The 10,789-nt window shown below is 71.9% G+C and carries 3 protein-coding genes, 2 tRNA genes and 1 pseudogene; 3 read left to right on the forward strand and 3 right to left on the reverse strand.

Translation table 11 applies throughout. The features are described 5' to 3' along the window. Positions 1-49 precede the first annotated feature (49 nt). Together ACIODU_RS03140 and ACIODU_RS03145 are read right to left on the reverse strand one after the other, a co-directional pair. The gene (locus ACIODU_RS03140; RefSeq protein ID WP_401763211.1) at positions 50-4,996 is read right to left on the reverse strand and encodes a PAS domain-containing protein; all 4,947 of its coding nucleotides are present in this window, start codon (positions 4,994-4,996) and stop codon (positions 50-52) included. 307 nt (positions 4,997-5,303) lie between these two features. Then, complete coding sequence (locus ACIODU_RS03145) at positions 5,304-5,816, reverse strand: SSI family serine proteinase inhibitor (protein ID WP_356417974.1); 513 nt, start codon at positions 5,814-5,816, stop codon at positions 5,304-5,306. Between the two features lie 238 nt (positions 5,817-6,054). Between ACIODU_RS03145 and ACIODU_RS03150 the strand changes: the two genes are divergently transcribed. Both ACIODU_RS03150 and ACIODU_RS03155 read left to right on the forward strand, forming a co-directional pair. Next, positions 6,055-6,145 (forward strand) — tRNA-Ser (locus ACIODU_RS03150). 211 nt (positions 6,146-6,356) lie between these two features. Beyond that, a tRNA-Arg gene (locus ACIODU_RS03155) sits at positions 6,357-6,429 on the forward strand. 112 nt (positions 6,430-6,541) lie between these two features. Here ACIODU_RS03155 and ACIODU_RS03160 read toward each other — a convergent pair. After that, positions 6,542-6,679: pseudogene (locus tag ACIODU_RS03160) on the reverse strand (GNAT family N-acetyltransferase); the annotation flags it as partial. A 542-nt stretch (positions 6,680-7,221) separates the two neighbouring features. Here ACIODU_RS03160 and ACIODU_RS03165 point away from each other — a divergent pair. Next, the gene (locus ACIODU_RS03165) at positions 7,222-10,785 is read left to right on the forward strand and encodes a DEAD/DEAH box helicase family protein (RefSeq protein ID WP_401763214.1); all 3,564 of its coding nucleotides are present in this window, start codon (positions 7,222-7,224) and stop codon (positions 10,783-10,785) included. The last annotated feature ends 4 nt before the right edge of the window (positions 10,786-10,789 follow it).

Below are 10,789 nucleotides of genomic sequence, written 5' to 3' on the forward strand. Positions count from 1 at the left end.
GCGGGGGGCGAAGGGCGGGACGGGCGGGGGCGAAGAGCGGGACGGGCGGTCAGTTCGTCCCGATCTTCGCGAGCAGTTCCACGATCCGGGACTGCACTTCGTCGCTGGTCGACCGCTCGGCCAGGAACAGTACGGTCTCTCCCGACGACAGCCGCGGCAGCTCCGCCGGATCGATGCCGACGGAGGTGTAGACGACCAGCGGCGTACGGTTCAACTGGCCGTTCGCGCGCAGCCAGTCGATGATCCCGGCGCGCTGCCGCCGTACCTGCATCAGGTCCATGACCACCAGGTTCGGCCGCATCTGCCCGGCCAGGGCCACGGCCTGGTCGTCGGTGGCGGCCCGCGCGACCTGCATGCCGCGCCGCTCCAGCGTCTCCGTCAGCGCGAGCGCGATCTCGTCGTGCTCCTCGACCAGGAGGACGCGCGGGGGGTGCTGCTCGCTGTCGCGCGGTGCCAGGGCCTTGAGGAGTACGGCGGGGTCCGCGCCGTACGCCGCTTCCCGCGTCGCCTGTCCCAGGCCGGCCGTGACCAGGACGGGGACCTCGGCGGCGACGGCGGCCTGGCGCAGGGACTGGAGCGCGGTACGGGTGATCGGGCCGGTCAGCGGGTCGACGAAGAGCGCGGCGGGGAACGCGGCGATCTGGGCGTCGACCTCCTCGCGCGAGTGCACGACCACCGGGCGGTAGCCGCGGTCGCTCAGCGCCTGCGAGGTGGAGACGTCCGGGGCGGGCCAGACGAGCAGCCGGCGCGGGTTGTCGAGGGGCTCCGGGGGGAGTTCGTCGTCGACGGGGCGCGGCTGGGGGCGGTTGGCCACCTCGACCGCGCCGCCGGGACCGTCCAGCGGCTGGGGACCCTCGGCGCCCTCGTCGGGCGCCCCTATCGCGTACGAGCGTCCCTCGGGGTGCGCGGTGGGGAGGCGGGAGGAGCCCTGGGGGTGGGACCGCTGGTTCGGTTCGGGGTGGTCGCTGTCGGGCGGGGTGCCGAGCTTGCGGCGGCGGCCGGAGCCGAGGGTGCCGGAGGGGCCGCCTTGGGCCGGGGTGCCGTGGCCGGCCTGACCCCCTTGGCCGCCGTGGCCGCCCTGGCCGCCTTGGGTGTCGCCGTGGCCCTGGCCCTGGGTGTGGCCTTGGGTGTGGGCGAGGCCCTGACCCTGGCCCTGGCTCTGGCTTTGTAGGGCCTGGCCCTGCTCCTGGGCGTGGCTCTGGTGGTGCGCGGGCGCCGGCGCCGGCGCCTGTACCGATGCCTGGGGGTGTGCCTGCGTCTGCGCGTGTGCCTGCGCCTGCGGTGCGGACGGGGCGTGCGGCTGCGCCGCTTGGCCCTGCTGCGCCGGGCCCGGCACCAGGCTCTGCCCACGCCCCAGAGTGGGCTGGGCGGGCTGCTGCTGGGAGAACGGCACACCCTGGCCCAGCGTCCGCACGCTGAAGGCCCGGCCCTGGGTGGAGTCCGGGGACGGTGCCTCTTCGGGCAGGGGCTGGGCGGGCGGGAGCGGCTGATGGGCGCCCTGCCGCGCGGGCGGCGGAACGGCCGATTCCGCGGAGGGGTGGTCGGGCGCCGGGTCGGACGCGGTCCGGGCGGCCGGTACGCCGCCGGTGCCGCCGTCCGTACCGTGTACCCCGAAGCCCTGGCCCCCGGCGGTGTCCTGGGCCGGACGGGGGTCGTCGGGCCAGCCGGGCGGTCCGGCCATCGGGCCGAAGCCGGACGGCGTCACTGGCCCGTCCTGCCCGTCCTGCCCGTCCTGCCCGTTCGGGACCGGGCGGACCGGGCCGTTCCCGGGTCCGAGTGCGATTCCGTGGCCGTGGCTCTGGTGCTGCCCGCCGCGGCCTGCGGCAGGACCGGGCTCGGCGTCCGGCGCCGCCCCCCACTGGTTCCCGTTCGGGTCGAAGGACATGGCCCCGGTGTCCAGCTGTACGGGCATCTCCATCGAGTCGTCCGCGCCACCGCCGACGTCCCCGCGCGCCCGCCGCCGCCCGGACGGTACGCCCTGCGCCTGCGGCGGGACGAGGCCGGCGGCCGCCGGATCCGTACGCACGTCATGCCCCGCCGAAGCCGGCGGTACGGCGTCCTGGCGCACCGCGTTCCGGCTTACGCCGTCCTGACGTACGGCATCCTGGCCCACGGCGTCGGGCCGGCGGCCCGGCAGCGAGTCGTCCGGCGCGGCCGCGACCGGCACGCCGCGCGCGGGGGCCGGGGGCCCGGCCGGGGCCGGGGTGCGGTCGGCGTCGGCCGGCGGCAGCGCGAACGGACTGCGCCCGCCCTCCGGCTCGGGCGGTACGGGCGTGTGCCGCTCCTGCGCCGGAGCGAGCGCCCGGCGCGCACGGCGCCCGGCGTTCGGAGCGCCGCTCGCGGGCGCGGTGGGCGGTGCCTGGTGCGGTACGGGCAGGGGCGCGGGGATCCCGGCGGGAGCCGACGCGTAAGTGGGTACGGGCCCGGCGGGACCGGCCCCGGAAGGCGCCGACGGGGCTGTCGGAGCCGACGGCACTGAGGGACCGGACGGACCGGCAGGACCGGAAGGACCGGCGGGCAGCGCCGGCATCGCGCTCTGTCCGCCGCCGCGCCGCGCCCGGCGTCCCGTTCCCGCCGCCGAGGCGGCGTCCACGGGCACACCCTGCGGCGGTACGGCCTGGCCGAGCGCCGCCCGCCCGGTCGGGTGCGACCCCTCGGCGAACGTGACCACCGCGCCCTCGGACGGCACACCGGCCGGGACGGCCGCGCCGCCCGACAGGGCCACCGCCGACCCGGAAGCCACGGACTCCCCTACCTGCCCCGCCCCCGGCCCCGCCCCGGCCCCCGGCGCCACCGCCGCGTCCTCGGCAGGACTCGGCCGCCCGCGCCGGCGCCCCGTACCACCGTTCCCGCTTCCGCCCCCGGGCCCGCTCCCGCCCTCGCCGCCCGGCCCGCCGTCTCCGCTGTGCCCACCGGAGTCCTGCGCCGGAATGAGGTCCTGCTGGGCGCTCGTCCGCGCCCGGCGCCGCCCGGTCGGCTCCCCGGCGTCCGGCACGTCCGGCACCGCGGCCTCCAGGAACGCGTCCGTGGACGCCCGCCGTGCCCGCCGCCTGCCGCCGCCCGAGGTCCCGGGCCCCTGCTGCTGGGCGGGCACCGAAGCCTGCCCGGCCGCGCCCCCCGGCCCGGCCGCGCCCGGCTGATTCGCCACCGGATTCGCCACCGGCTCCGCCACGGGATCCGCCACCGGCCCCGTCGTCCCCGCCGCCCCGTGCACGGACAGCTCCGACGACGCGGACACCGCCGCGGCCGGCGCGGGCGCCGGGACGGTCGGAATCGTCCCCCCGCCCTCCCCCAGCGGCAGTTCCAGTACGTACGCGCTGCCGCCCATCCCCGGCATCTCGTGCGTCTGGAGCACCCCGCCGTGCGCCCGTACGATCCCGCGCACGAGCGGCTCGTGCACCGGATCGCCCCCGGCGAACGGCCCGCGCACCTCGATCCGTACCACCTCGCCGCGCTGCGCGGCGGCCACCACGATCGTCGAGTCGACGTACCCGCCGCCCCCCGCCACCAGCCGCGCCCGGCCCGTGGAGTCGACCCCGGCCACGTCCGCGATCAGGTGCGCGAGGGCCTGCGCCAGCCGGCCCGGGTCCACCTCGGCCTCGATCGGCGGGGCGTGCACGGCGAACTGCGCCCGGCCGGGACCGATCAGCTCGATCGCGCCCTCCACGCCGGCCGCCACGACCGCGTCGAGCAGGACGTTTGCCTTGGCGAGCCCTTCCGTACCGTCGTCCAGCCGCTGGTAGCCCAGCACGTTGTCGACCAGCGTGGTCATCCGCGCGTACCCGGCGGCCAGGTGGTGCAGGATCTGGTTGGCCTCGGGCCAGAGCTGTCCCGCCGGGTCGGCGGCGAGCGTGGCCAGCTCGCCGCGCAACTCCTCCAACGGCCCGCGCAGGGCCCCGCCGAGGACGGCCGTCAGCTGGGCGTGCCGGGCCGCGACCTCGCCGTACCGCTCCGTCAGCTCCTCGATCTCGGCCGCGTACCGGTCACTGCGGTCCGCCAGCTCCGCCGCGTGCCGCTCGGCGCCCTCGTCCAGCTCGGTGGTGAGGCGCTCGGTCGTCTCGATCAGTTCGCCGGTGAGCTGCTTCTTGACCTTCGCCAGCTCGGCGGTGAGGCGTTCCGTCGTCTCCGCCAGCTCCGCCGCGTGCTTCTTCCTCGCCTCGGCCAGCTCGGCGTTGTGCTGGTCGACGAGTTCTTCGTGCGCCCGGCGGTCGGTGAAGGTCATCACGGCGCCGACGAGCTGGTCGCCGTCCCGTACCGGCGCGGTCGTCAGGTCGACGGGCACCTGCTTGCCGTTCTTCGCCCACAACACCTGCCCGCGCACCCGGTGCTTGCGGCCGGACCTGAGCGTGTCGGCGAGCGGGGAGTCCGCGTACGGGAACGGCTCGCCGTCCGCCCGCGAGTGCAGGATCAGGGTGTGCAGCTCACGCCCGCCGAGGTCGGTGGCGCGGAAGCCGAGGATCTGGGCGGCGGCGGGGTTGACGAGGACGACCCGGCCGTCCGTGTCCGTACCGACCACGCCCTCGGACGCGGCCCGCAGGATCATCTCGGTCTGGCGCTGAGAACGGGCCAGTTCGGCCTCGGTGTCGACCGTGCCCGACAGGTCCCGTACGACCAGCATGAGCAGCTCGTCGCCGGTGTAGCTGTGCGAGTCGGTGTACGCGTCCCTGCCGTCCTCCAGGCTCGCGCTGGTCACCTCGGCGGGGAACTCGCCGCCGTCGGTGCGCCGCGCGACCATCCGGGTCGGTTTGGTACGGCCCCGGGAGTCGGCGGAGTCGGGGCGGCGCATGGAGCCGGGGATGAGCTTGGAGTCGAACTCGGGGAGCAGGTCGAGCAGCCCGCGCCCGACGAGGGCCGTGCCGGGGGTCTCGAACATCTCCAGGGCGATGGTGTTGGCGTTGACCACCGTGCCGTTGGCGTTGACGAGCACCAAGCCGTCGGGGAGTGCGTCGAGTATCGCCGCGAGACGAGCAGCGCCCCGGGATGGCCTGCTACTCACGACGACGCTTCCTCCCTGACCTGCTGCCCCTTGCGGACGGCCGAGCCCATCTTGCCTCTCGGGTCTCGGCCTGTCACGGGAGGGAGTCTAAAGGCTGGGGAGGGGGCCGTGGCGGCGGATGAGGGGGAGCGCACCGGAAGAGGGGGCGCGCGGGACGGGGCTGCGGGCCCCCGTCCCGCGCCCCGGCGTCCGGCGATGTCCGCATATGGTGGTGCGCCGGGGGGAGTTGGGGGCGCGGGCGGGGCGAGCGCCAGGGACAGGGATCAAGCAAAGAGAACTGCCTCCCCTGCCCCTCCTCCTCCTTGTCCTACGAACCGGCGGGGGCGGGCAGGATCGGCTCCATCGTCTTCCAGCGGGCGATCTCGCAGCCGTTCTTGCGGTTGAACGTGGCGTCCACGTTCCTGCCCCGCCAGATGCCGGTGACGCGGGCGGTGGCGTCACCGCCGTACTGCATGGTGCACATCTGGTCCTTGGCCACCGGCGCGAAGGGGTCCCGGTCGCTGCCGGCCAGCTCCGTCAGCCGGTCGCAGGCGGCCTTCGCCCGGGGGTGCGTGCCGCCGACCGGCCCGCATTCCAGTTTGAACGAACCATCCGCCCGGGTGACGCCCGAACCGGCGACGGTGACGGTGAACGAGTCGGGCCGCCCCTCCAGGAGCGGCAGCGGGAGCGGCGCGAGCCGCCCGAGGGGGGAGGCGAGCGGGGAGGCCCCGGAACCGGCGGCCGGCCCCGTGAGGGCGCCGGAGGCGCCTGAGGCGGCGGGCGCGAGGGCGGTGAGCGCGGCGACGGACGCGGCGGCGGTGAGGACGAGGCGGCGCAGCATGAAAGCTCCTGACGGGTTACGGATCCGGGGTCGGCCCCCGACACGTCTAACGCTCGTCGGGCCCAGGCGTTGCGCAACCGGAGACGCGCGACTGCTGAGGCGCGCGACTGCGGAGGCGCGGCCGGAGATGCTTTGCTCTCCGCCCCGCCCGCCTAGTACCGTGAGCGGCGATTGGTGAGAGCCCACCCGGCTGTGTCATCATCTGCACGCACCGTCCGCGCCCGCGCGGTGGTGTGCTGGAGGCGTCGCCTAGTCCGGTCTATGGCGCCGCACTGCTAATGCGGTTTGGGCCTTAAAGCCCATCGAGGGTTCAAATCCCTCCGCCTCCGCGCAAGCACCACCCGAAGCCCCGGCCCACAGGCCGGGGCTTCGGCCCGTTCCACCGCCGGCGCGCCACCGGGCCCACCCCCTCGGCGAACCCCACTTCCCGGGCATCTGCGCAGGTCAGCCCCGGTATGACGAATGGATTTCACCTGGCGCCACAGGTCATGTAATGTTGTTCTCGCAACGCCGCCCCGGCAGAAAAGCCCGGAACGCCAAGCACTCGTAGCTTAACGGATAGAGCATCTGACTACGGATCAGAAGGTTGCAGGTTCGAATCCTGCCGAGTGCACACAGGTGAGAGCCCCTCTGGACAAGTCCAGAGGGGCTCTTGCGTATCCCTCCGGTGTGAGAGCACACGGGTACCGAATCTGTACGTCCTCACGGCGGACGAGATCCGGTCGCTACGCCCGCGTGGTGCGGGTGAAACCGAGGGAGGCCAGTCTTTCGGACTGACACAGCCGGTCGGAGGGGCCGCCGGACTCGGTCTGGAGGAGTTGGTAGGCGGCGCCGCGGGACTGGCCCCAGTGCATCGCGGCTCGTGTCGGTCAGTGGGGGCGGGGCGGCGGGCCGAGGCCGATGGCCCGAGGGGATGGTCACGTGGAAGCCCTCGCCCCGGCAGCGGCCGTCGGCTCGCGCCGAGTCGCTGGCCACCTCCGCGAGTTCTACGACCAGTTGCAGCTCCTTTACTGGGAGCCGGCCGCGGCGAGTCCAGGCTTCGGGAAGCGCTGCCATGCCGGGTCAACGGATCGCCTCGTCCACAAGCGCGTAGAGCAGCCCGACGGCTCCTCTCGATCGGTCTCCGGGATCTCAGAGCAGCCAGTAGGGCACGCCGGGTTCCTCGGGTTTGTGTCATTCTGACGACACAACGGGACGGCGAGTTGACAGTCTAGGCATGAGCCCACGTGTGCAGCTCTGGCTTCAGGAGGTTGAGCGACCCGGCGCGCGTTGTGGATACGGACCATGTCGGCCGGAGGACGGCTTCGGTAGCAGCTGACTCGATATCACCAGACCTCGCCACACATTGCTGCGTAAGCTGGGCCCTCAGAAATCAGCAGGGCGCGATGGTGGGGGACAGACGAGCATGGACGACCGGCTTCGCGACTTCGCGAAGGGCTCACCCAACTTCGGGCCGCTGTATCAGCACCAGCCGCTGCTCTCTCTTTACGGGGCTTCCGCCGAAGCAACTGTGTTCACCAACCCCAATTCCTCCCTGGTCCAGGCCGGGCAGTTCGGCGAGGTCCTGGCCGAGGAGCTGGTCACCCGTATTGGGATGCGGATCGAGGGCGATCGGCAGATCGACCGGCTGACCGCCCTGACCAGAGCCGGAGTCCTCGTTCCGGAGATCCGCGACGACTTCGATCGGCTGCGCCGCGACCGGAACAAGGCCGCGCACAGCCACCTCTTCGACACGGCGCGGGCCCTTGCCGCCGTACGGATCTGCTACCGGCTGGGTCTCTGGTTCCACGACGCCATCGACGGCCGGCGGACTGTCGCCGAGTTTGTGCCACCCACGGACCCCGGTGAAAACGCTCAGATCACGGATCCAGTGGAGTTGGCTGAGCTGCGCGAAGCCCTCGATGGCCACCGTCAGGCGCTCACGCAGGCCCGCACAAGGCTCGCCGAGGCCGACGACGCATTGGAGGCCGAGCGCAGGGCAAGGGCCGAGGCCGAGAAACTCATCGCCAGCGCCGACGCGAACAAGACCGAACTGCTGTCCAGAGTGGAGCAGCTGAACAGCCAGATCGAAGAGCTTCGGAGCGCCCAGCAGGCGAAGTACGAGGTTGCTCGGAGACAGCCACGCCCGGTCGACGCCAAGCGACGCGAGGCGATCATCCATCGAGCGCAGCGGCCCGCGGCGCTCAATGAGGTGCAGGCCCGCGAGGTCATCGACGAAATGCTGCACGCGGCAGGATGGGTCGTCCAGGATCGCGACCAGGTCAACCCGGGGGAGAGCCAGGGCGTGGCGGTCCGTGAGTTCACGCTGGCCACTGGCCGCGCGGACTACGTCCTGTACCTCGACGGCAGGATCGTCGGCGTGATCGAGGCCAAGCACGAGGGCGACCACCTCTCCAGCGCCGTGGAGCAGAACGACCGGTACGCGGGAGGTGTTCTCAAGGAGCACCGACTTGCCGTCTGGCGGGAGGCGGAGCCGTTCGCGTTCCGTTACGCGACGACCGGCACCGAGACCTATTTCATCAACCGCCTCGACCCCGATGCCCGGTCCCGCGAGGTGTTCTCCTTCCACCGCCCCGAGACGGTGGCCACCTGGATGCGTCGCGCCGACGAAACCTCGGCAGCCCCGACGTTCCGGGCTGCCCTGCGCCGACTGCCCGTGTTGGAGCCGAACGGGTTGCGTCTCGCTCAGATCGACGCCATCAGCGGCCTGGAGAAGTCCCTGGCAGAGGACCGGTCGCGGGCCCTGATCCAGATGGCGACGGGCGCGGGCAAGACCTTCACTGCCGTGGCGCAGTCCTACCGGCTGCTCAAGCACGCCAAGGCGCGCCGGGTTCTGTTCCTCGTCGACCGCAACAACCTGGGCAGGCAGGCGTACGACGAATTCCGCAAGTTCACGACACCGGACGACGGCCGCAAGCTGTCCGACATCTACAACGTCGACCGGCTCGGGGCGGCGGGCCTCCAGGACACCTCTTCGGTGGTCATCTGCACGATCCAGAAGATGTACTCGTTGCTGCGCGGGGAGACACTCGTCGATGACGAGCAGGCGGACGAGGTCTCGGACAGCACGGCGTACGAGGACACGTACGCCACGGACCTGCCCATCGAGGTCTCCTACAACCCAGAGGTCCCGATCGAGTCCTTCGACCTGATCATCGTGGACGAGTGCCATCGCTCGATCTACGGCCTGTGGCGGGGCGTGCTGGAGTACTTCGACGCGCATCTGGTCGGCCTCACCGCCACCCCCACGCTCCAGACCCTCGGCTTCTTCGGCCGCAACCTGGTCTCCGAGTACACCTATCCCCAGGCCGTCGCGGACGGCGTGAACGTCGACTTCGACGTCGTACGGATGCGTACCGACCTGCGCGAGAAAGGCGCCGCGACCATCGAGTCGGGCACGACGGTGCGGGTCAAGGACCGCAAGACGCGTCGGCAGCGCTACCAGGAACTGGACGACGACTTCACCTACACGACCGGACAGATCGGACGCTCGGTGGTGACGGTGGACGAGATCAGGGCAGTGCTCACCGCATACCGGGACAACTGGCGCCGGTGGTTCCCCGGTCGGACCGAGCTGCCTAAGACCCTGATCTTCGCGGTCGGCGAGGACCATGCGGAAGACGTCCTTGCTCAGGTCAAGGAAGTCTTCGGACGTGGCGACGACTTCGCGAAGAAGATCACGTACAAGAGCCGTCAGGCCGGTGAGGACCCGGACGAACTGATCCGCGCCCTGCGGACCTCTCCCCGGATGCGGGTCGCCGTCACCGTCGACATGATCGCGACCGGTACGGACGTGAAGGCTCTGGAATGCGTGATATTCCTGCGCGAGGTGCGGAGCGCCGTCCTTTTCGAGCAAATGAAGGGCCGCGGCGCCCGCACCATCGACGCGACAGAGCTTCAGGAGGTCACACCGGATGCGGATGCGACGGTCCGGAAAGACCGGTTCGTACTCATCGACGCGGTCGGCGTGACGGACTCTCCACTGGTGGACGCCAAACCGCTGGTGCCTGCGGGCGAGCGGCAGGTCTCACTGGCCAAGCTGCTGGACAAGGCTGGTACGAAATCGATCAGCGCGAGTGAGGCCGAGATCCTGGCGGGACGGCTGGCGCGGCTCAACCAGCAGCTGACGGAAGAGGAGCGCGACCAGCTGACGCGCGCCTCGGGCGGGCAGACCCTGTCCGAGATCGCGGGCGCCATCGTGAAGGCGGTTGACCCGGACCGGCAGGAGCGGGCGCTGGAAGAGGGCGGCAAGGTGGCGGCCAGGCGGCTCGTGGAGGATGCGATTGCTCCGCTGACGCAGTATCCCGATCTTCGCCGGCACATCATCGAGATCCGGCGGGATAAGGACTACCTTTTCGACGAGTTCACGGCCGTCGAGGTGACGGATCTTGATGAGATCCCGCGAGAGGAGCGGGCTCGGGAGCAGGTCGACCGCTGGAGTCGGCTTTTGAAGGACGAGCGCGACCGCATCGCGGCAGTCAGTATCGCCTTGACGAGCCCTCGGTCGGTTTCACCGGCCGAGACGTATGCCGCGCTGAAGGAACTGGCGTTGGAGATTCGCCGCCCGCAGTTCGCCTGGACGCCGCAGGTGCTGTGGACGTACTACGAGGACTTGGGCGTGGCAGTCCACTACGACAGTGGCCAAGAAGCCGGGGTGCCAGACCTGATCTCCCTGATCCGCTACGAGCTGGGCGTGGACGAGGAACTACGGTCGTACCGTGAGACGGTGGAGGAACGCTTCGAGGGATGGCTGCTCAAGCAGCAGCAGGCGGGGGCGAACTTCTCGGAGGAGCAGCTGTGGTGGCTACGGTCAATACGGGACGTGGTGGCGAGTGATGTGGGCATCAGCCCGGCGGAGTTCAACGCAGAGCCCTTCAAGGGAAAAGGTGGCGGCCGAGGGTTCGCCCATGCTTTCCCGGGGCGGGATGTTCGGTCGTTGCTGAGTGAGCTGAATCGAGAGTTGGCTTGAGCGG

It is taken from the genome of Streptomyces sp. NPDC088261 (assembly GCF_044740805.1).
In the GTDB taxonomy this organism is placed as follows: domain Bacteria; phylum Actinomycetota; class Actinomycetes; order Streptomycetales; family Streptomycetaceae; genus Streptomyces.